The sequence below is a fragment of the Flavobacterium sp. N2038 genome, from assembly GCF_025947185.1.
Classification (GTDB): Bacteria; Bacteroidota; Bacteroidia; order Flavobacteriales; family Flavobacteriaceae; genus Flavobacterium.
On record NZ_CP110001.1, the window covers coordinates 2,383,332 to 2,405,586 of the forward strand.

General features: G+C 32.9%; 13 protein-coding genes. 12 read left to right on the plus strand and 1 reads right to left on the minus strand.

What is annotated here, in order from left to right; all coding sequences use genetic code 11:
• The first annotated feature begins 69 nt into the window (after positions 1-69).
• From OLM51_RS10745 to OLM51_RS10785, 9 genes are all read left to right on the plus strand, one after another.
• Positions 70-1,286, plus strand: a protein-coding gene (locus tag OLM51_RS10745; RefSeq protein WP_413614520.1) for an IS3 family transposase whose coding sequence is annotated in 2 segments (ribosomal slippage) — positions 70-409 and positions 409-1,286 — 1,218 coding nt in all. Because the reading frame shifts where the segments join, the coding sequence is not laid out codon by codon here.
• A gap of 527 nt (positions 1,287-1,813) precedes the next feature.
• Complete coding sequence (locus OLM51_RS10750) at positions 1,814-3,478, plus strand: T9SS type A sorting domain-containing protein (protein ID WP_264550623.1); 1,665 nt, start codon at positions 1,814-1,816, stop codon at positions 3,476-3,478.
• Between the two features lie 25 nt (positions 3,479-3,503).
• Positions 3,504-8,546 (plus strand): DUF5977 domain-containing protein, encoded by a 5,043-nt coding sequence (locus OLM51_RS10755; protein WP_264550624.1) that lies wholly within the window; start codon positions 3,504-3,506, stop codon positions 8,544-8,546.
• Positions 8,547-8,581: 35 nt separating this feature from the next.
• Positions 8,582-11,998 (plus strand): RHS repeat-associated core domain-containing protein, encoded by a 3,417-nt coding sequence (locus tag OLM51_RS10760; RefSeq protein ID WP_264550625.1) that lies wholly within the window; start codon positions 8,582-8,584, stop codon positions 11,996-11,998.
• Positions 11,976-12,509: a hypothetical protein gene (locus OLM51_RS10765; protein WP_264550626.1), complete on the plus strand. Its 534-nt coding sequence runs from the start codon at positions 11,976-11,978 to the stop codon at positions 12,507-12,509. The genes OLM51_RS10760 and OLM51_RS10765 overlap by 23 nt, the downstream gene beginning before the upstream one ends.
• Before the next feature lie 364 nt (positions 12,510-12,873).
• On the plus strand, positions 12,874-13,095 hold the full coding sequence (locus OLM51_RS10770) for a hypothetical protein (protein ID WP_264550627.1): 222 nt from the start codon (positions 12,874-12,876) through the stop codon (positions 13,093-13,095).
• A 306-nt stretch (positions 13,096-13,401) separates the two neighbouring features.
• Positions 13,402-14,001 (plus strand): REP-associated tyrosine transposase, encoded by a 600-nt coding sequence (locus OLM51_RS10775; protein WP_264550628.1) that lies wholly within the window; start codon positions 13,402-13,404, stop codon positions 13,999-14,001.
• 328 nt (positions 14,002-14,329) lie between these two features.
• Entirely contained in the window at positions 14,330-14,719 is a 390-nt protein-coding gene (locus OLM51_RS10780; protein WP_264550629.1) for a hypothetical protein, read from the plus strand.
• 338 nt (positions 14,720-15,057) lie between these two features.
• A complete protein-coding gene (locus tag OLM51_RS10785) occupies positions 15,058-15,558 on the plus strand; it encodes a hypothetical protein (protein ID WP_264550630.1) in 501 nt (166 codons plus the stop codon).
• Between the two features lie 175 nt (positions 15,559-15,733).
• Here the strand turns inward: OLM51_RS10785 and OLM51_RS10790 are convergent, their stop codons facing one another.
• Positions 15,734-16,138: a helix-turn-helix domain-containing protein gene (locus tag OLM51_RS10790; protein WP_264550631.1), complete on the minus strand. Its 405-nt coding sequence runs from the start codon at positions 16,136-16,138 to the stop codon at positions 15,734-15,736.
• Positions 16,139-16,536: 398 nt separating this feature from the next.
• On the opposite strand from OLM51_RS10790, the gene OLM51_RS10795 reads away from it, so the two are divergent.
• The 3 genes from OLM51_RS10795 to OLM51_RS10805 all read left to right on the plus strand — a co-directional run bounded on the left by OLM51_RS10795 (position 16,537) and on the right by OLM51_RS10805 (position 22,255).
• Positions 16,537-17,073, plus strand: coding sequence for a sigma-70 family RNA polymerase sigma factor (locus tag OLM51_RS10795; protein ID WP_264550632.1), 537 nt, complete (start codon positions 16,537-16,539; stop codon positions 17,071-17,073).
• A 199-nt stretch (positions 17,074-17,272) separates the two neighbouring features.
• Complete coding sequence (locus OLM51_RS10800) at positions 17,273-18,448, plus strand: FecR family protein (protein WP_264550633.1); 1,176 nt, start codon at positions 17,273-17,275, stop codon at positions 18,446-18,448.
• A gap of 252 nt (positions 18,449-18,700) precedes the next feature.
• Positions 18,701-22,255: a SusC/RagA family TonB-linked outer membrane protein gene (locus OLM51_RS10805; protein WP_264550634.1), complete on the plus strand. Its 3,555-nt coding sequence runs from the start codon at positions 18,701-18,703 to the stop codon at positions 22,253-22,255.

Below are 22,255 nucleotides of genomic sequence, written 5' to 3' on the forward strand. Positions count from 1 at the left end.
AATGAATATTAGGACTTTTTTGTAGTATATGTCTCGTCCTAAAATAAGTTGACACTAAATCGACTTATAATGAAAGACAAAGAAAACAAAGGGGGCAGGCGTTCCCAGCGGGATTATAACATGGCTTTTAAATTAGCTGTAATTTCCCAAGTTGAAAAAGGAGAAATGACCTATAGACAAGCTCAAAAAAACTATGGAATACAAGGAAGAAGTACAGTTTTGGTGTGGCTCAGAAAATTTGGTAACTTAGACTGGAGCAAACCAAACTTGTTATTTATGTCTAAATCTAAAGAAACTCCGGCACAAACCATTAAAAGGCTTGAAAAAGAATTAGCAGATGAACAGCTAAAGAATAAGATACTTAATACCATGATTGACATCTCTGATAGTCAGTACGGTACTCAGATTCGAAAAAAGTTTTCTCCCAAACCATCTTCCGCCTCAGGCAAGAAGCAGGAATAAGTTTATGTAAAAGTTGCCGATTGTTTGGGATCAGCAGGCAAGCTTTCTATCAAGGGCAGAACAGAATTACCTTAAGAGAATCTGAACTACTCAAAGTTAGAGATTTGGTTATCGGCATAAGAATGGAAATGCCTCGTATTGGCACTCGTAAATTATATCATATTCTTTGTGATCAATTTTCACAAAAGGGGATTAAGATAGGTCGAGATGCATTTTTTGATTATTTAAGAAGAGAAAAATTACTTGTAAAACCAATAAAGAGTTATACAAAAACTACTTTTTCAAAACATTGGCTGCACAAATATGATAATCTTTTGAAAGAATGTAAAATTGAACGTCCTGAACAAGTATACGTAAGTGATATCACTTATATAAAATCACAGCAAAAAACTCATTATCTCTCCTTGGTCACTGATGCTTACAGTAGAAAAATAGTTGGTTATAAACTTAGTGATGATATGAACGCAGAAAGTGTAGTTCAGGCTTTAAAAATGGCAGTGAAGAGTAGAAAATCGATACTGCCGCTAATACATCATTCTGATAGGGGTTTGCAATATTGTTCAAAGGTTTATCAAAATGTATTAGCTAAACACAATATTAAACCATCAATGACAGATGGATATGACTGCTATCAAAATGCATTAGCGGAAAGAATTAATGGAATCTTAAAAAACGAGTTTTTAATTTATAAATGCAAGGATGGAGCCACATTGGAAAAGCTTGTAAAGGAGTCAATAATTATATATAATACAAAAAGACCACATCTAAGTTTGATGATGAAAACTCCTAACTTTATACATGAAAAACCAGCCAAGAAAACCTGACTGGTTAATATAAATTTTTATTGTAAACTGTCAACCTATTTTAGGACGACTCAATATATAAACTAAGATCGCTAAACGTATTCAGTAAAAGGATAAGTTTTGTGATTATTGACTTTGAAAAGATAAATTATCGACCTCCCTTGAAAAGATTCTTACAGTCTTTTTTAAGATATCACGATTTAGTTCTGCTTCTTTTAATTCTTTTAGTATATAAAATTAGGATGTATCAATTTTAGGTCTCATTCATTATAGGGTAAATTATGGCTTCGAAAAATGCTTCGCCTTAAATGTTGTCCAATGTCCTTGACTTTGTTTTTTAGTATTTAAACAAGACAATTCTTGTAAAATATTTAAAGAAATCTTTAGAAATAAAAAACATTAATAATTTTTTTAGCTCGTCAAGGTGCATTTTTGCACATAACTTGGTAATAATTTAAGAAAGCTTTCTCAAAATGAGGAAAGCCGTAAAAAATTAACAAAACCATCATTTAGATTTGTGCCCACAAAAAGCCAAATCTATAATGCTAATGAAAAAACTTTACTTACTACTACCTCTTTTTTTACCACTTTTTACTTATTCTCAGGATATTATTTGGGAAAAATCGTACGGAGGCCAACATGCGGACTATCTTTTTGACGCTCAGCCAACAGCCGATTATGGTTTCATTCTCGCAGGAAGTTCCTTATCTAATAAAACAGGAAATAAAACGGATGACAATCATGGAGATCTGGATTATTGGATCTGGAAGATGAATGAAAAAGGAGATCTTGACTGGCAGAAAAGCATTGGTGGAGCGGGATTTGACCTACTTCAAAGTATTAAAACTACCAGTGATGGAGGGTTTATTCTTGCAGGAACTTCAAACTCAAATAATAGTTTTGAAAAAAAAGAATCATGCAAAGGTCTGACAGATTTTTGGGTGATTAAATTAAATGCCAGTGGAGGAGAGCAGTGGCAAAGAACAATTGGCGGTAATGGTTCAGATGAACTATTATGCGCTTTTGAGACCCGTGACGGAGGTTATATCCTTGGAGGCTCTTCAAGTTCCAGTCCACTATCGATTACAGACACAAAATCTAATGAAAAAATATCAGCAACTACCAAATCTGACATGTACAGTAAAACTGAGAAAAGTAGAGGTAACATGGATTACTGGCTTGTAAAATTAGATAAACAAGGTGTTATTGAGTGGCAAAAAACCTATGGAGGTAAATATGCAGATCTCTTAAGAAGCGTGGAGCAAACTACAGATAACGGTTTTATTCTTGCGGGTTATTCAAACTCTCCTATATCAGGAGAAAAAGAAGATAACAATAAAGGAGTTGGAGATATATGGGTTTTAAAACTTAATGATGTTGGAGAAATTCAATGGCAAAATTCTTATGGTGCAGATGGAGATGATCAGCCTTATGTAATTCATCAGACAAGCGATGGAGGATATATTATTGGTGCCAATTCAAATAGTAAGAATGCATTAACAACAATGGGAGGAATTGTTGGAAACGGAACTGACTTTTGGGTTTTAAAACTAGATGAAAAAGGAGCAACAGTATGGAGCAAGACCTTTGATTATGGAAAAGTTGATATTTTAACCTCGTTGGTTGAGAATAAAGATCATACTTATTTGATTGGTGGATATGCCCAAACAGAAAGCAAATTACCAAGAAATGGAATTGTTGGAAAAGCAACAAATTTGATTGCCAAAGAAAAAGATGGAATCAACGATTATATCGCTCTAAAGATTGATGAGAAAGGTGAAGAATTATGGAATAAAACCGTTGGAAGCGGTGGAGAAGATATTCTTAGAAAGTTGATTGAGACCCGTGATGGAGGATATTTGATGGCAGGAACTTCTAATTCAGGCTCTTCGAAAGATAAAAACTCGAATATTGGCAGTAATGATTTTTGGGTTGTCAAGTTAAAGGACAAAACAAAAGTAGAGAAAGTCAAAGCAAGTATAGAAGCTATTCCTAATCCTGCCTCTACTTATACCAATGTTATTATTGGTTATGATTTTAATGAGGGAACAGCTAGTGTTATTGATATCGCAGGAAGGGTTTTGCAGCATTTCGAGATTAGTAGCAGAACTGTTCCTGTGGATTTAAGCCATTATACAGAAGGAATCTATATAATAAAGATTCAAACGGATACAAAAACGGAGTCTGTGAAAGTAATTAAAACTATTAAATAAATTATTTTAAATAAAAACGAATTCAATGATTTTAAAGACTTTAATTAAATTTTCATTTTATTTTTTAGTTGCTTTTACATCTTTGCAAGCACTAGCCCAGCATGAACCAGAACCAATGAGTTTAACTCCTGTAATAGTTCCTCCCCCACCTAACAGTGCTAGTTTAGGTTTATACGGACAAGTTCCCTTGGATCAATTTACAGGAAACGGCATAATTAATATGCCTTTGCATACTATTAAATCGGGCAATATAGAATTGCCAATAAGCTTATCCTATTCATCTGATGGGGTAAAAGTGGATCAATATGAATCAAATGTAGGGATGGGATGGGCATTAAATGCTGGAGGTGTTATAACCAGGCAAGTTTTTGATTATCAAGATAATTATCGTGGAAGACTTCAAAAACCAAATACAGAATCTAGTCCTAGTGAAATGTTGGCTTTTTTAGAACAGGCTTCAAATAATCCTGAAACAGACACTCAACCTGATATCTACAGTTACAATTTTGGAGGTATTTCTGGGAAATTCTTTTTGGATAATAATAATGTTCCGGTTGAAATAGAACCTACAGGAATTAGGATAGAGATCACGAGTGATTTTCTTAATATAGGAAGTGGTGTTGCCAATCCTAATCCTGAAATAATTATTACCAACACAAATGGAATTAAATATTTTTTTGGGGGATTAGGTGCGGTAGAATCAAGTTTAGTAAGAGATCTTTCTAAAGAAGGACCTAGAACAACAAATGTAAAAACATCGTGGTATTTAACACGAATTGTAGATCCAACAACAAACCAAGAGATAACACTTAATTACGATGGTAATCCTGCTAATATACAATACCTTTCGGGTCTTGAACAGACACTAAGCTACAAAGAGGTAGGTTTTCATCCTATGATATCTTTAACTACTGCCAAATACAATTCTTTCTCTAATGAATCTCTTTTGAAAGAAATTACTTCGAGTGATACAAAAATAACTTTTACATATTCAAAACGATTTTCAGATAATGATTTCAATTTTATGAAAGTTGATGAAATTAATTGTTATGATAAAAAGGATAAACTAATTAACAAAATTAAGTTAAGCTATACAGAGTATGCGGGAGATTCATTCTCAAATTACAATTATCTCCCCTTAGAGATAAGATCATCTCCCAATTATCTTACGAAACGTTTTTATCTTTCGAAAATTAATGAACATAGTAATTCAATTAATTCAAAAATTCATGAATTTGAATATTACTCTCCTGAGCTATTACCAGCTCGTTTTAGTTTTGCTAAAGATCATTACGGTCTTTTTAATGGAAAAAACAACACTACTTTAATCACAGAAGATGCACCTGTTCCTAATTCGGTAAAATACCCTGTTAACTTAAGTTATACTCAATTGGCAAATAGAAATCCAGACAGTAATTTTGGATATTTTGGATTGTTAAAAAAGATAATTTACCCAACTAAGGGAACTACTACTTTAGTATATGAGCCACATCTGGACGGTAAAGTTACTGTTCCAGTATTTCCTGACAAAGCTAGTTTGGATATTAATCTTAAGACTCTCATAAATGAGCGTTATGATTCTCAAACTTATACAATATTTTCATCTTATGATCAAACGATTAAACTAGATACTTATGCGCAATTTAACAGTTTTTGTAGGGATATAGACCCAACTTATGAGCCGACCCATGACCCATCAGGAAGTATTAATATTATAGATTTATCAACAAATGCTTATGTTAGTTTTTGGAATCACGAAGATAAAGATTTACCAGTTCTTATTGGGGAACATTATAATTTCAATCAAGATTCGCCAACCACAGATTCAGTTACTTTTAAACTAAAAGCCAACACAAGTTATAAAGTAACCGTAAATATATCATCGGCAGAATGTGTTATGGTGGGAGCCAGTTTTAATTATTATGAAAATCCAGTAACACAACAAGAAGTAGATGTACAAGTTGGAGGATTTAGGGTACAGAAAACAATAAATAATAGTTTATCTAATGGACGTATTGAAACTGAAAAATATTTTTACGATTCAGGAAGTTATATATCAAGAGGTCCCCTCGCATATATTAGAAAAATTGACCGAAATAATAATTGTGAATATCCGGCTCAGTCAATGCTTTTATCAGTTTCCAGTGCGGATTTAGGTAGGATCTATTCCTCCCAAAATGCTCAATTTGGCTATGCATCAGTAACTAAAAGTTATGGCGAAAATTTTGAGAACGGAGGAGAAGAATTTACTTACAATATTACTCAGGATCAAATACCTTACTTAATTCAAGGTGAAGATGATAAAACAACTCCATATACAAATGGTTTTGGAACAGGTCGTCTTTTGAATCATAAAATTTTTAAAATTGGATCATCTAAGAAACATATAATTCAACAGGAAACTACTAATGAATATAAACATGATGAGAGCAAAGACAAATCTGTAAACGGCGTAGTAGTTTATAGAAGTCGTGAAGATTATACATATGGTACTACTTTGCCTGGTGGTACCGGTAATCCCGCACCTGTTTGTCTTGAAATAGTTCTAAGTAGTTCGTTTTCAGTAAATCAGTATTCTGTTCGTTCGCAATGGAATTATTTAAAGAAAACTACAAAAAAATCTTTTGATAAAAATGGTGAAAATCCAGTAATATTAGAGACTAATTATAATTATAGTAATCCTTCTCATCTTCAGCTAACTTCACAGACAACGACAAATTCAAAACAAGAAACCTTAGAGTCGAGATTTTTTTATGCGGGCGATTCGGAAATGGTTTCTAAGCCCTTTGTAACGGAACTACAGTCAGCCAATATGATAGGTATTCCTTTAAGTACAGTAACCTTAAAAGGAGGCATCAAAATATCAGAACAGTTAACTAATTACGATAAAAGTGTTTCCACAAATAATCTGCTTCTTCCAAAATCTGTTTATGGAAATAAAGGCGCATCGGGAATAGACTTAAATCTCGATAAAAAAATGACCTATGATCTGTACGATGCCAAAGGAAATGTTTTACAATATACGCCAGAGAGCGGGACTCCGGTTTCTATTATCTGGGGGTATAATAAAACACAGCCAATTGCCAAGATCGAAAATATTGCTTATACTGTAATTCCTGCAGAAACGATAACAAATTTGCAGACGCTCTCTAATGCGGATAGTGATAATTGTTTGTCAGTAAACTGTACCGAGCAAATGTTACGAAAGGAATTAGAGACCTTTAGAAATTCTCTTCCCAATACGTTTATTTCTACTTATACATATAATCCGCTTGTGGGGGTAACAAGTATAACAGATCCAAAAGGAATTACAACTTATTATGAATATGATACATACGGTAGACTTAAGTTCGTTAAGGATAAAGAGCTTAATGTACTTCAGAAATATTGTTATAATTATAAAGGAGAAAATATAGATTGTAGCGACAATACATCAACAAGTGTAGTTATGTACAAGAGCATAGCCAGAAGCGGATCTTTTGTCAGAGACAACTGTGTTGCAGGAGGAGTTGCTTCAAGTGAAGTTTATAATCAGGCTGTTGGTGCTGTTATATCAACAATTTCTCAAGCTGATGCTGATGATCTTGGACTTATTAAATTTAATACAGACGGACAAGCGAATGCCAATGCTAAAGGTACTTGTACTTTTAGTAGTATCGCCAGAAGCGGATACTTTACCAGAAATAATTGTGCTGCAGGTGGAGCAGGGTCGAGTGTAGCTTTCAGTCAGGCTGCTGGTGCTGTTACATCAACAATTTCTCAAGCTCATGCTGATGATCTTGGGCTTACTAAATTTAATGAAGACGGACAAGCCAATGCCAATGTAACAGGTACTTGTACTTTTAGCAGCATTGCCAGAAGCGGTTCTTTTATTAAGAATAATTGTGCTCCAGGAGGAGTTCCTTCAAGTGTAGCTTTTAGTCAGGTTGCAGGAGCTCAAACATCAAATGTCTCTCAGGCCGATGCAGATGCTAAAGGATTTGATTTGTTTAATATAAACGGGCAGATCAATGCCAATGCCAATGGCACTTGTACTTTTAGAAGTATTGCCAGAAGTGGATCTTTTATTAGAAATAATTGCAGCCCAGGTGGTTCAGGTACAAGCGTAGATTTTAGCCAGGTGGCAGGGATTGAGACTTCAATGATTTCTCAGGAAGATGCAGATTCTAAAGCACTAAGCGTGTTTAATACTAATGGTCAGGCAAATGCAAATGCAAATGGGCGTTGTTTTTTTAGTAATGTTGCTATGAGCGAGACTTTTACTAGGAATAGCTGTCCTGATGGTGGTACACCAGGAACTTTTACTTATACAGTACCTGCAGGTAGATATACGATGGACGTTTCGCAAGCATTTGTAGATAAGTTAGCTCTACACGATATAATGGAATATGGACAAAATGCGGCAAATGAGGATGGAGTGTGTACTTATTATAGCACATCTAAATCGGGAGTATTTACTAGAAACGATTGTGGGAGTTCGTATGGAGGAAGCTCAGTTACTTATTATGTCCCTGCTAGAAAATATACCTCAGTATTTGATCAGGCGGGAGCTGATGCTCTTGCTCAGGCAGATGTTAATAATAACGGACAGGCCTATGCCAATGCCAATGGTTTGTGTGTATTTAAAAGTATAGCCAGAAGTGGATATTTTACCAAATATTGCGCTTCCGGAGGGACTGGGTCAATCATAGCTTACAATCAGGGAGCTGGTGCAGCCAGTTCGACAGTTTCTCAGGCAGATGCAGATGCTCTGGGGCTCATAAAGTTTAATACAGATGGACAAAATTATGCCAATGCGCAGGGTATCTGCACTATAGACTTTACGTATGAGTATTTTTTTAATACTTCAAGCAAAGAACTCATTATTGATGTTATGGCCAACGGTACAGGGCATAATGGAGCTACATTTACTTTTGAGATCACTTATAAACGTTTAAGTCCAACACCAATTACTCGAACAGAAATAATCGTATTTCCTGCTGGTCAGGCAGATAAGACGTATGCTATTACTTTAGTTGGAGTAAATAGTGTTCTAAGTGTCAATTTGGTAAAATTGATTAGAAATTAAATATCCAGGACAAAAAAAGACAAACATACATATTTATGAAAAAATATATATTAGGGTTAATTTTATCGTTTGGTGTAAGTTGGAGTGCAAAAGCTCAGACTTTCAGCAATGATAACTTTATATATACAATCTCTCCTAAAAAAGCAGTTAATTCAGCGAAACTAAATACCCTGACAAAAGATCAGATGAATCAAAGCATCAGTTTTTTTGATGGTCTTGGAAGGCCTGTACAAACAAGAGTTGTTGGACAAGGAGGCAATGGTGACGATATTATAACCTTAACAGAATATGATGACTTTGGCAGACAAGTCAAAGAATTTTTGCCTTATGCATCTTCAAATGGAGGGACCATTTATCCACGAATAGATGATCTGACTGCTGTAAATGCTCTAAATGCTTTTTATAACAAAGAAAAGTATGATAATACGTCCAATCCATTTTCAGAAAAACAATTAGAATTATCACCTTTAAACAGAGTTTTAAAACAAGCTGCACCTGGAAATTCCTGGGCAATAGGCAGTGGACATGAAATAAAATTAGAATATCAGAGCAATGCAGACGCAGACGCAGTAAAACTGTATCAGGCGGGCGCAGAGTGGAATGCTGGTGATGGCTTATACAATATATCATTTTCAGAGGCTGGAACTTACGGCGTTAATCAATTGTATAAAAATGTTACTTACGATGAGAACACCGCTCCCGGAGCCAATGTAGGAACAGAAGAATTTAAGAATAAAGAAGGCCAGGTTATTCTGAAAAGAACCTACGATGCCGGTGAAAAACATGATACCTATTATGTTTATGACAGCTACGGAAACCTGACTTATGTACTACCTCCAAAAGTAACCGGAAGTATTACTGAAGATATTCTAAATGGTTTATGCTACCAATACAAATATGATAGCAAAAATCGCTTAGTAGAGAAAAAACTTCCGGGAAAGCAATGGGAATTTATAGTTTATGACAAACTAGACCGACCAGTGGCAACAGGTCCTGCAACCTCACCTTTTAAAGATGATGCGACTATAGGATGGATGATTACCAAATACGATGCTTTTGGCCGTCCTGTTTATACGGGATGGAACAACCAGACTTGTACTTCGGCAGCGCGAAAATCACTTCAGGATGCTCAGAATAATGCATCAGTATTGTTTGAGACAAAGCAAACTTCCGGTACGATTGACAACATACAAGCCTATTATAGTAATGACATCGAACCTAAAAACTTTAAACTTTTAACGGTTAATTACTATGATGATTATGTATATCCAAATGCCCCGGCAATTCCAACTGTTATCGAAGATCAGTTTATTTTAAGTAATAGAAAAACTTTAGCAACCGGCAGCTGGGTAAGAGCAGTAAGTACTGATTTAAGCATAGCAGGAGAAACAAGTACCACTATTTATGATGACAAAGCCCGTCCGGTTCGAACCTATGTACAGAATCATTTAGGAGGTTATCTCTTAAGCGATAGTAAACTTGATTTTGCAGGAAAAACACTTTATACCATTACAAGGCATAAACGTACTTCTGGAAGTGCCGAACTGGTAATAAGAGAAGAATTTACCTATTCGCCACAAGATCGTTTGTTAACTCACACGCATCAGGTAAATGGTGGTATTGTTCAGCTTATGGCATCAAATACTTATGATGAACTTGGACAGTTAGAAAGTAAAAACGTAGGAAACAGTACCGGAAATCCATTTCAGAAAATAGATTACAAATACAATATCAGAGGCTGGCTTACGGGGATTAATGAAGTTGATAATTTGCAGCAAAACTCAGACCCGGAGGATTTGTTTGCTTTCAAAATTAATTATGATAAAATCCAGACTGCCATTCCTAATGTGGTTTCACTTTATAACGGAAATATAGCCGAAACTTTCTGGAAAACAGCTGCAGATCGTTCATTACGTAGTTACGGATATCAATATGACAATTTAAACCGTCTAAAAGATGCGTATTACGGAAAGCCAAACGATATATTTCCAAATTCAGGAGCTTATAACGAAAGTGTAAGCTATGATAAAAACGGTAATATCAAGTTTCTACAGCGAAATGGAGACAGTGATGCGCCTTCTATAGTCTTTAAAATAGATGATTTAACATATGGATATGAAAATGAGAACTCAAATAGGTTAGCAAAAGTTACAGAAAGTACTGCCGGAAATGACAATTCAGGTTTTATTGATGGTAATAAAACTGGTGATGATTACAGTTATGATGACAACGGTAATATGACTATTGATAAAAATAAAAATATTACAGCCATTACTTACAATCATTTAAATTTGCCTAAGAAAATATCATTTGGAACAGGAAATTCAATTGAGTATATTTACAATGCTGCAGGGCAAAAGCTAGAGAAAATTGTGACCGAAGCAACAATAGCGACTACCACTGATTATTTAGGAGGTTTTCAATACAAAAACAATGTTTTGGAGTTTTTCCCAACAGCCGAGGGATATGTAAAAAATACCGATGGAGCTCTGTCGTATGTGTTTCAGTACAAAGATCATTTAGGCAACATACGCATTAGTTATGCTAAAAACCCGCAAACACAAGTTCTTGAAATTATCGACGAAAACAATTATTATCCTTTTGGTTTAAAGCATAAAGCATATAATGATGCTTTAGCTACAAATAATAAGTATAAGTATAACGGTAAGGAATTGCAGGACGAGTTACAGCTTAACATGTACGACTATGGAGCACGTAATTATGACCCTGCACTTGGTCGCTGGATGAACATTGACCCATTAGCAGAAAGATATTATGGAATTAATCCATATGCATATGTTTTTAATAATCCAATTGAATTATTTGACCCAAATGGTATGGAGGTTAAATATGTGCGCCAAGAAGGACAAACTCGAAAAGAATTCCGAGAGATGAAAAGGGAATTTAAGAGAGAGAATCGACAACTCATGAAAGATTCAAAAACCCATCGCGATAATTTTAATAAATTAAAAGACTCGAAAAACGTACATAATATTACTTTTAGTAGAAGTGGTGGTTCAGTAACGGAAACTGTAGGGGATATAAATCGAAATGGAGGAAATGGAACAAATATGAATATCGACTTGAGTCAGAAAGGTTCAGAAAATGAATTTGTTGTTGCTCACGAAGTCGGTCATGGCGTAGATATTGATAACGGAGTGGATTCTCCAATTGAAATGCCTAGTGTATCTATAAAGGATAATCCTAATGATGTAGTTCAAAAAACATTTGACACTAATAATCAAAACAAAGAAGTCAATGAGAGAAGCGCATCTCATACTGAAAACATTGTGAGAGGAGAAGTAAGTAATTCAAGGGGAGTTACAGTTCCTTTACGAGAAACATATACTTTGGAAGTACAGTATATCAGTCCTTTTTCAGGTAAGGCTGGAGTTAAAAATAAAACTATCAACGTTAAAAATGAAAGTTATGACTATTATAAAAAGAAGTAAGATATTATTTATTGCAATAATTTTTATTGGATGTTCCACGCAAAAACAATCTCAAAACGATATTTGTAAAAAAGTTAATATTGAATCCGAGAATGAATACAGTGGAAATAGTCAAATTATTTTAAATAATTTTTCTGATTTTAATTCAAAATCTAATAAAGCACTAGATATAATACGTGTATCTAGCACAACAGGATATGAATATAAGGAGAACTTTAAAAGGATTTTTATCGAAGATGACAAGGTATTTATAGTTGAAGACAACAAAACTATTCACGAAGTAAAATTAAATCCAAAGCAGTTACAAGAAGCTTTTTTGGAATGTAATGAAATTAAATCATTAATAAATTGTAGTAGTAAAAAATCTCAAAATTATCTATATAGATTTTTTGTAAAGAAAGAAGATAAGATTGTCATGACATTTACGGCTAATAACCAGATAAAAAATATTGACTCTAATTTAATTAAAAAAGAACTTTTCTTTATTAATTTTTTTGAACAAATAGAATAGTGATTAAAATTATTAGCTACTGCCAAATTATATTTTGAATGTATTTTTCAATCTATCAATTACAAGAAGAGAATTACATGTATGAATGTTTGTGCTAATTTTGTTGTGTAGGTTTAGTAAAACGAAGCCATTCCTTATGGAGTGGCTTTTACTTTTTTATATTAAACATAAGATTTATTCATTTGAAACTGGAGGTAATTCAAAATTAAATAATTCGCTAGGTCGAACTTCTAACGCCCCCCCCCTAAAACCAAAGCGGATGTAAAAACGGCTAAAAAGAAATTTGATAACTATGTTAATACTAGGTCTTCCGCATCTTCTGCAACAGCTTCAGGAGCTGCATCAACAACTGTAGAGAAAATCGATGAAAAAAGAAAAAAGAAATAAAGAACTTACTTGGAAAGCCAAAATTGCTATTTGGCTAAAAAAACCAGAAAATATCTTATTGCTAATTATATTAGGTATAGTAACAGTAATTGGAATAATGGATAATAATTTAGATATAATTCTCATAGTATATGGATGTGCTTTTTTATATGGATTATTAATAGGAGGTATATTTTATATAAAAGATAAGTTTTTTTAATTTTTTAGTTAGAAACTGGGTAATGTATTAGATGTGTAGGTGGTTAATAATTCCACCTAACATTTTCAGATAATCAGAGATTTATTGTGAAATCGCATAATAAATTAAAACAACCTTCGCTTTGTCCAAAATCAAAAAAGTCACCCTGCTCTCCGAAGAGTTCCTTATGAAAAGCTGCGCAAACGTCTCCGACTTTGCGCATATTTTTTTTTCTTGAAATTCGAAACTTCATAAAAGTCTCCCGACTTTTTCCCTTCGCTTCTGTTTTAAAAACAAGTAAAATCTTATATTTTTGTAAGAAAAACAATGAAAGAAGGATATGTAATAAGAGATCAGACTTTACCTCATTTTATCACACCAACAGTTGTAGATTGGATAGATGTTTTTACACGTCAAAGTTATAGAGACATTATAATTGAATGTTTAGATTATTGCATTAAGAACAAAGGAATGATATTGTATGGTTATGTAATTATGAGTAATCATATTCATATGATTATACAATCAGAAGATGGTAAGTTATCAGATTTAATAAGAGATTTTAAAAAGTTTACGGCAAAAACTATTTTAGAAAAAATACAAAATAGTCCGGAAAGCAGAAAAGAATGGATGCTTGAACGATTTAAATTGGCAGCAGAAAAGCATACCAGAAACAAACTTTATCAGTTCTGGCAATACGGAAATCACGCAGAAGAGATTTATACGAACAAATTTATGTGGTCAAAATTAGATTATATACATTTAAATCCGGTAAAAGCTGGGTATGTCAATCGTGCTTCAGAATATTTGTATTCTAGTGCGTCAAATTACGTTCTTGATTCCGGATTAGTGTCTATTGAAAAAGCAGATAATCCAATTGTCGATGTTTTAGATTTGAAATCTGTTTTTCGAGATAATCGATATTAAATAAGTTAGGGATAAAGGCAGTCCCGAAAGCTTTCGGGATTGTATAGGTTTTTAAGTATATTTGGTGGAAAGGCGCAAAGTCGGAGACGTTTGCGCAGCACAGAACGATGCAGGGAATACTTTGCGGAGCGGGGATTAAATAAAGATTTTTTCTATACTCAAGTAATGCCTAAAGTTGGAGGATATAATCAATCTCAAAATAACGGAAATGGATATAATTCTGAATGGCCGTTTTATGGAGAACACACTTTATCTGGCTCATATATATATCATGGATTTTATGATTCATTTCCTCTAAGAACAGATATTAAATATTAAATATAAAAAAATGAGAATTTTAAAAAGAATAATACTGAGTACTATTTTATTATTAATTTTTAGTTGTAAAAAAAATAATGAAACAAAAAAAGATAATAATCGAATAATTATAAAAACAATCAAAAATGAAAAATTTAAAGTTATTTTTTATAAAATCAGTACAATATCAGATATAACTAGTTTTGTTTCTATTCTTGATGGCGAAAAAGAAATAACTATATTCCATGGTAACAATGATTCAGTAATAGACATATATTTCGGAGGAAAGGACACTTTGTTACTAGAGTGTTATAAACCTTCATCTACGATAATTTATGATTATAAAAAAGAATATAATGGATTAAAGATTTTAAAGGATACTTTAATTTCGGAAGAAGAATATATTAAAAAAACACACTAGTAGGAGGCAGTATTTCTAAGTGAGTGGGTAATGTAGGTAGTGTTTCAGAGTTAGTGATATTAGATTCTATATTTTTAACATGTTTAAATAGAGTAATCATTAGCCAAGAGTAATTTAAAGATGAGCAGTAATGCTCATCTTTTTTGTTTTAATATTGCCCCTGCTCTCCGAAGAGTTCCTTATGAAAAGCTGCGCAATCCCGAAAGCTTTCGGGACTGACTTTGCGCATTTTTTATGTTTTTTGAAATTCGAAACTTCATAAAAGTCTCCCGACTTTTGTCTATTTTGTTCTAAAGTAATTCATCAGTAAATAAAAATAATTTACATTTATAAAACTTATGGATATACTAAAAAAAATAGTAATTGGAGGTGTGTGTGTATTGACTTTTATTAGTTGTAAATACAAAGAAGAAAAAAATACTACTCAACAGAATAAAAGCGAAATTGTTTTTAAAAGTTGGTTACGAGATACTTTAAATATGCTTAAAAATCAACAGAAATTTGATTATAAAAGAGATATTTTACTAAGTTCAGATTCGTTATCACTTGATATTGTGAAAACATTTGATAAAAAAATCAATCCGAAAAACATTGAAAAGATAAAATCTAAAGAATTAATATACGCATTCGATTTGCTAGATAGGAGTCATAATAGGCCACAAGAGGAATTTAAATTAAAACTTGTTATTAGCTCTTATTATTCTGTATCGATGGTTGAGCAATTAAAATATGAATACGATAGTGAAATTAAATTATTTGATGTTATCAAGAAAACTAAAATTGAAAAATATAGATTTGTAAAAGGTAATTTCATTGAGAAAAGGATTTTAAGTTATTAAAATCTAACAGCATAAATTTTTACAATCTATACCTTCGCTCTACGAAGAGTTATTTCTGAAAAGCTGGGCAATTAAAATTTCTATATTAAATCTCTGCATATCCAAATTTTAAATAAAGGCATAAAAAAAGAGACTTATTAGGTCTCTTGGGTAAATTAGATATTTTTTATAAAGCTTATTTATTGATTAATTTTTCAAGCCTTGCCATCATTTCATCTTTCTCTTTAAGCATTCGCTCAAACAAAGCAATTTTTTCTTCGTGAAGTTTTTTTATTTCCTCAATCGGATTGTTATTAAAAACCTCAATTTTGTTATTGAACATTGCATTGTCAGAGAAATTACATGAAATTAAATTCACTGCTTGATCTTCATCAAAATTCTGAAAAGCTTCAACCGGAATTTTTAAAACTGTTGAAATTTGTTTAAGCAAATTATCTTCAATTACATCTTTCTGCTCGAGCATAGAAATTTTCTTCTGATTCCAGTCTTCACCCAAATCATAAGCCAATGCTTCCTGCTTTATATTAAGCATTTCTCTAAAGCGTTTTACGTTTTTCCCCTGATGTATTTTCTGTTCCATAATGAGTGATAATTTCCTGAAGGCTCAAAGATAAAGCTATTCGGATTAAAAAATCTGAATTTCAAAGATAGAAAAATATCCTGTATAATATCTGTTTTGTCAGACATTATACCCTGCTGTTAGAAGAGTTTTATAGGTAACGCTGTTGTAATCCTGAAGACTTTCGGGATTGCGGAGCACTATAGAGAACACTTCGTAGAGCTTGGTAAAATACAATTAACATCAATTTTTTTTTAAAGCCGGCGAATTAAATATGCAAACAAAAATTGAAGCATGAGTTTAGGAATAAATCCTATGAATTTTTTCTGCACCTTTTGTTTGCGTGCTCAAATTAGGGAATATTGAATTAAATTTATTTAATTTGCCTCAAATTATAATCAATTATCGAACAATAGGCATTGGTTGCAAACGAAAACAATACAGGCGAAAGGTATATTAGAAAAATATTTGACGAGCATTATCGATCGCTTGTTCAATTTGCAAATCGTTTTCTGAGCATAGATGAATGTGAAGATTTAGTTCAGGATATTTTTATAAGCATATGGGAAAAAGAAAATGCATTTCAAGACGAACTGCATCTTAAGGTTTACCTATACAAGGCTGTTCGCAATAAATGTTATAATGTTATAAAGCATAATCTGGTAAAAAATAAGTATGCAGAAAACGCTATTCAGTCTTTAGAAGATGATGATTTGTTCTTAAAACAAATTCTTGAAGAAGATATAGTGTGCCAGCTCTATAAAGCAATTGAGGTTTTACCCGATCGAAAAAAAGAAATTATAAAACTAAGTCTTAAAGGACTTAAAAATACTGAAATTGCAGAAGAGTTAGGAATACAACTTCAAACAGTTAAAACATTAAAAAGCCAATCGTATAAAATATTAAGAGAACAGTTCCGGGATTTAGAATCAATTATTTATTTTTTATTGGTTTAATATTTTTTAGACGCTGTCATTTTAAAAATTACTGTAGCGTTTAATGGGTTTATTTTTAATGATTTATTCTCCTGATTAAACACTGCAAATGAAGCGAAATAGTAAATAAAAACTTTTTTTTACTATTTGATAAAAAAAACTGATTTTTCAATAGTACCTTTTTAAATAGTAGTTGTTCTATAATAAATCAACCTATAGAATGACAGATATTTTTCAAATTTCCAAATTATTAATCAAACGAAAACTTAAAGTCTTAACAGATTCTGAGAAAGCAATATTGAAAGATTTTGCCAAAAAGAACTCGTTTGTAAAGGAAATCAAAATTAAAAATTTAGCCGATAAAATTGACTCTTATTCAGAAATTGATACGGAAAGGGCATGGGAAATACTGGAAGCTAAGTATCAGGAAAAAAATAAAAAACCTGTTTTTATATTAAATAAAAAGTCTTTGTTTAAATATGCCGCGGCCGCTGTGGTAATAAGTTCGTTAGCTATAACCTTATTCTACAAAGATAAAATATTTAATAAGTCGACTGAAACTCCTGAAGTTATTGTAAAGAATGATATTGAAAATATTAAACCAGGCACAGATAAGGCAACTCTGACTTTAGGCGATGGTTCGAATATAGCATTAGAAAAAGGAACTCCTATTCAAACTCAAAATGCACACAGTAATGGCGGAGAAATTATTTACAAAGACAGTAAACAAAAGACATCAAAGCTTGTTTATAATTATTTAACGATTCCCAGAGGTGGTCAATTTGTTATAAAATTATCAGATGGCACAAAAGTGTGGCTGAATTCTGCGTCTCAATTAAAATTTCCTGTAGCCTTTATAGATGGAGCATCGAGAGATGTAGAATTGGTCTATGGTGAGGCATATTTTGAAGTGTCACACAGTACTGAGCATAAAGGAGCTCATTTTCAGGTTTATAATAAAAATCAAAAAGTAGAGGTTGTTGGAACTGAGTTTAATATAAAAGCATACAACGACGAGTCAAATGTTTATACCACTCTGGTAAATGGAAAAGTCAATGTTGAAACAGGAAACAAGAAATTAAGTTTATCTCCAAATCAACAACTAAATCTGGATCTTAAAAGCAACACTTCAATAATTAAAACGGTGAATGCCTATAACGAAATATCCTGGAAAGACGGAATCTTTAGTTTTAAAGGAAAACCATTAAAAGAGATTATGAAAGTAATATCAAGATGGTATGATGTTGATGTGGTTTTTGTAGATAAAAACCTTGAAAATGTGCAGTTTAAAGGCAGTCTTGATAAAAAACAATCGCTGGAAGAGATTTTATCAATTATGAAATCGACTACAATTGACAGCTATGAAATTAAAGATAAAACTCTAATGATTAAATAAGCTTTTTTTGATACTTAGATGTGCTAATTGTCTGAAAAAGAATAAAATAAATTTTACTAACTAATTATAACCAAAATAACAATATTGCCTATGACATAAAAAAAAAGAAGGATAGAGTTTAACCGTCCAAAGTACTAACTCTACCCCCTTATGAAATTATCAATTAATTAAAATTTTTAACTAAAAAATAATGACAAATTTATGAAAATTAATTTTAAGCACCCCCATTTTTACTTTAGAAAGGGGCTATTAATGAATATTATGCGAACATTCATCTTTTTATTTTGCACAACACTTTTTGCCTTAACTCCTGAAAATGTTTTGTCACAACAATCAAAAATTGAGGTGAAAGAAAATAAAAAAATGTCTATAGATGAAGTTTTCGACTTGATTATGGATCAAACGGATTATAAATTCTTTTATGAAGAGGGAATTTTTAAAGGGCTTCCGATGGTAACTCTGAAAAAAGGGACTATAAAAACAAATGATCTTTTAAAGCAAAGTCTTGTAAATGCAAACATAGATATTGTTATTGGTAAAAATAATACCGTAATTATTAAAGAAAAACCAAAGAGTGTTGTTTCGGTTTTGCAAAAAATCAAGATAACCGGAACAGTGACTGATTTTGCAGGGATCCCCATACCCGGAGCAAATGTTACTGAAAAAGGAACTAAGAACAGCACCCAGACTGACTTTAATGGTAAATTTATTATAGAAGTAACAAATAATAATGCCATATTAGAATTTAGCTATATCGGGATGATATCGCAAGAAAAACCAGCCAGCTCTGTAGTTGTAAATGTACAATTAAGGGAGAATACTACAGAACTGGATAATATTGTAGTAACGGCATTAGGAATAAAGAGAGAGAAAAAAGCTTTAGGTTATGCTTCACAAGAAGTAAAAGGAACCGATTTAACAGCAGGGATTGCAAGCGGAAACTTTCTTAATGAACTGTCTGGAAAAGCGGCAGGGGTATATATTAGAAAAAATACAAACTTTGGAGGTTCTACAAATGTAATTTCGAGAGGAGTAAAGAGTCTTACAGGAAATAATCAGATGCTTATCGTAATAGATGGTGTTCCTATTAACAACTCGACAGTAAATTCAAGTACGGCATCACAAGGAGCAAGAAACACTTATGACTATGGTAATGCTGCCATGGATATTAATCCTGATGATATTGAGTCGGTAAACGTGTTAAAAGGTGCCGCAGCTTCTGCCTTGTATGGATGGCAGGCCGGTAATGGTGTTATTATGATTACCACCAAAAAAGGTAAAGCTACCAAAGGAATGGGGATTACTGTTTCGAGTGAATTTAGTGTAGGCTCTATCGATAAAAAAACGTTTCCGGTTTACCAGAGTAAATACGGGCAAGGTTATGGGCCGAGCTATGATGCAGCGGGTAATCCAAAAGGAATTCCAGTAGGACCAACAGGAGCCTTTTTTACGATAGATAAAAATGGTAATCAGGTTGTAACTACTACTGATGATGCCTCTTATGGTGTGGCTTTTGATCCAAATCTTTCTGTTTATACGTGGGAATCCTATACACCGTATTCTTCAAAGTATGGACAGAAATCAGCATGGCAGGCAGCTAAAAATGGCCCAATTAGTTTTTTTCAAACTGCGACAACATTCAATAATTCTATATCTCTTGAAGACGCTAATGACAAAACCAATTTTATTTTAAATTACAATAATTTTAAAGAGACCGGGATATTGCCTAATAGTGAATTAAAGAAAAACAATGCCAGTATCAAGTTAAATCACAAATTTACAGATAAATTTTCGACTAGTGTTTTTGCAAATTACATGACACAAAGTACAGTTGGTAGAAATAGTTCAGGATACACAGGAGATAACATCACAGGATGGTTTCGCCAATGGTGGGCTACCAATGCTGACCTGAAATCTCAAAAAGAGGTTTTTGAAAATTCGGGAGGACAGAATATATCCTGGCTTATGGGAGATCCTGCCAATGGAAATACGGCTCCTAAAACGATGGATAATCCCTATTTTACCCGATACAAAAATTACCAGTCTGACGAAAGAAACCGTTTTATTGGTTATGCTCAATTGGATTACAAATTTACAGATTGGTTATCAGCTTCCGGAAAAGCAAGTATAGATAGTTACTCGGAGCTGCGTGAAGAAAGAAAAGCTACAGGATCTATTAATGGATCATTTGGTCTGAGCAGGGCAAATGTACCTTCAGGATATCAAAAATATGTTGGTTCGTTTTCTGAGCAAAATTATCAGTTTATCCTAACGTTTAATAAAAAAATAGGGGAGGACTTTTCTGTAAATGCTTTAGCAGGGGTAAATAGTTTAAGAACAAAAAGTAATTCAACTCTTGCTTCAACAGATGGAGGACTTATTATTCCGGGTATTTATGCATTATCAAATTCAGTAAATCCGTCACCGTTTCCGTTAGAATCAGAGAATAATTCTGCGGTAAATAGTTCTTATGCTTCTCTTTCTTTAGGATACAAAGATTTCTTGTATTTAGAAGGGACAGTTAGAAATGATGCGTTTTCTACCTTACCAAAAGGAAATAATTCGTTAAATACATTTTCTACTTCTGCGAGTTATGTTTTTTCACAACATATTAAAGCAGATTGGTTGTCTTTCGGAAAATTAAGAGCAAGTTATGCAGAGAATCCACAAGGGAATATTGATTTGTATTCATTAGGTGAGGTTTATGATAAAAATAATCCATTTGGTTCAAATCAAATTTATTCAATACCAAACAGAAGTAATAATCCTGATTTACGTCCTGTAAAAACGGCCTCTGAAGAACTTGGTCTGGAAATGCAGTTTTTGCGTAAAAGAGTTGGTTTTGATGTTAGTGTTTATAAGAGTTTAAGTAATGACCAGATCTTTCCTGTAGATTATTCTACTGCAACAGGTAATTCATCAAGATATGTAAATGCAGGATCAGTTGAAAATAAAGGGATCGAGGTACAATTTAATGTAACTCCAATACAAACAAAAGATTTTAATTGGGATATTTTTGTAAACTGGTCTAAAAATGAGAATACCCTTGTGTCATTGGCATCTGGAATTGAAACGCTTTCAATAGGAGGATTTCAGGGAATAGGTATCGTGGCAAAAGTAGGTCATCCTTACGGAGATATAGTGGGTAAAGACTATGTGTATGCTGCAGATGGACAAAAAATTACAGAGAATGGTCTTTATGTAATGACTACCACAACAAATAATGTTATTGGTAATATTACCCCGGATTGGATTGGTGGACTTCGTAATAAATTTACATACAAACAAGTTTCGTTTGGTTTCTTAATCGATGTACAACACGGAGGAGATCTTTACTCTTTGGATCAGGCATACGGCCAGCATACAGGTTTGTATGAATCTACAGCAGGATATAACGAATTAGGAAATCCGGTAAGAAACACACTTGCAAATGGAGGCGGACTGATACTTCCGGGAGTGAACAAAGATGGTACACCCAACACAACCAGAACACCACGCCCTGAAGTTGCAGGCAGTATTTATGGATATAAAGCCAATCCGGAAAAAGCCTATATATACGATGCAAGTTTTGTTAAATTAAGAGAGGTAAGCCTTGGCTATACATTTCCATCAGAGTTTGTATCTAAAATGGAATTGACAGATTTAAGAGTTTCTTTAATAGGGTCTAATTTATGGATAATTAACAAAAATCTTCCTGATGCAGATCCAGAAAGCGGAGTTAGTGCAGGTAACTTATCTTCAGGTTATTCCGGAGGTTCACTTCCTTCAACTAGAAACATTGGTTTTAACCTAACTTTAAAATTTTAA

What these genes read in the sequence shown, in the direction of transcription:
- OLM51_RS10785 (WP_264550630.1), top strand. Translation starts at nt 15,058, where the DNA reads ATGGATATACTAAAAAAAATAGTAATTGGAGGTGTGTGTGTATTGACT.
- OLM51_RS10805 (WP_264550634.1), top strand. Translation starts at nt 18,701, where the DNA reads ATGAATATTATGCGAACATTCATCTTTTTATTTTGCACAACACTTTTT.
- OLM51_RS10760 (WP_264550625.1), top strand. Translation starts at nt 8,582, where the DNA reads ATGAAAAAATATATATTAGGGTTAATTTTATCGTTTGGTGTAAGTTGG.
- OLM51_RS10765 (WP_264550626.1), top strand. Translation starts at nt 11,976, where the DNA reads ATGACTATTATAAAAAGAAGTAAGATATTATTTATTGCAATAATTTTT.
- OLM51_RS10800 (WP_264550633.1), top strand. Translation starts at nt 17,273, where the DNA reads ATGACAGATATTTTTCAAATTTCCAAATTATTAATCAAACGAAAACTT.
- OLM51_RS10755 (WP_264550624.1), top strand. Translation starts at nt 3,504, where the DNA reads ATGATTTTAAAGACTTTAATTAAATTTTCATTTTATTTTTTAGTTGCT.
- OLM51_RS10775 (WP_264550628.1), top strand. Translation starts at nt 13,402, where the DNA reads ATGAAAGAAGGATATGTAATAAGAGATCAGACTTTACCTCATTTTATC.
- OLM51_RS10790 (WP_264550631.1), bottom strand. Translation starts at nt 16,138, where the DNA reads ATGGAACAGAAAATACATCAGGGGAAAAACGTAAAACGCTTTAGAGAA.
- OLM51_RS10770 (WP_264550627.1), top strand. Translation starts at nt 12,874, where the DNA reads ATGAAAAAAGAAAAAAGAAATAAAGAACTTACTTGGAAAGCCAAAATT.
- OLM51_RS10780 (WP_264550629.1), top strand. Translation starts at nt 14,330, where the DNA reads ATGAGAATTTTAAAAAGAATAATACTGAGTACTATTTTATTATTAATT.
- OLM51_RS10750 (WP_264550623.1), top strand. Translation starts at nt 1,814, where the DNA reads ATGAAAAAACTTTACTTACTACTACCTCTTTTTTTACCACTTTTTACT.